This is a genomic window from Sporanaerobium hydrogeniformans (genome assembly GCF_002735925.1).
GTDB lineage: Bacteria > Bacillota > Clostridia > Lachnospirales > Cellulosilyticaceae > Sporanaerobium > Sporanaerobium hydrogeniformans.
In genome coordinates this window covers 1-801 of the sequence record NZ_PEDL01000058.1, presented here as the reverse complement: position 1 = coordinate 801, position 801 = coordinate 1, and the positions used below count along the sequence as shown (strand labels likewise).

General features: G+C 30.3%; 2 protein-coding genes. Both read left to right on the top strand.

The features are described from left to right. A partial coding sequence (locus tag CS063_RS17375) for a transposase (RefSeq protein WP_143452492.1) occupies window positions 1-430 on the top strand: 430 nt, incomplete at its 5' end. A gap of 6 nt (window positions 431-436) precedes the next feature. Beyond that, the coding region (locus CS063_RS17370; RefSeq protein WP_143452491.1) for a transposase at window positions 437-801 on the top strand (365 nt) is incomplete at its 3' end.

Here is an 801-nt window from a genome sequence, read left to right as displayed (position 1 = left end):
CTCTATCACCCATTTTGATATTACTTCAGGGGTAACCCATGACACTTTAGCTTTACCTGAAATGATTGAAACTCTTTCAGAAAAAGAATTATTTTTAACTGATTTAGGATACTTTGATACGAATCAACTTCAAAAAATAGGTGAAAAAAATTTCTTTATCAGTCGTATCAAGACAAATCTAAAACTATTCAAGATTGTTTCTGAAAAGTATTCTATCTATGAACAACTGGATATGACGACAATACTAAAAAAATCAACTCATTCTGTTGATCAGGAGGTTTACGTTGGAACAGATAGCCATTCTAAACTAAAAGTTAGATTAGTAGGCACTAAACTCCCAACTGAAGTTACACATAAACGTATTAAAAAGGCTATCATACAAAATGACGGTAATGCTATTAGTGATAATAAACGTGAAATATTGCATTAGAATCTTATGATTACTAACATCGATGCAAATGTACTAAATACAACAATTATTACAGAACTCTATCGTTTAAGATGGCAAATAGAGTTGCTTTTTAAAGTCCTTAAAAGTACTTTTTCTATAGATAAGATGCATGTAGCTAAAACGAAATATATTGAATCCATTCTTTATGGTCGTTTAATTGGAACACTATTGACAATGCCACTTTACGATTGCATAGACCAAACCTTGCTTTCTAATAAGGGGAGAGGCGTTAGTATCCAAAGATTTTACATTTTACTTAATGTTGATTTATATCAATTTTATGCAGTAAAGAAAGGGACATTACATAGCTATAGCAAACTCAGTGACATACTTTTAAGAATAGGTAATTT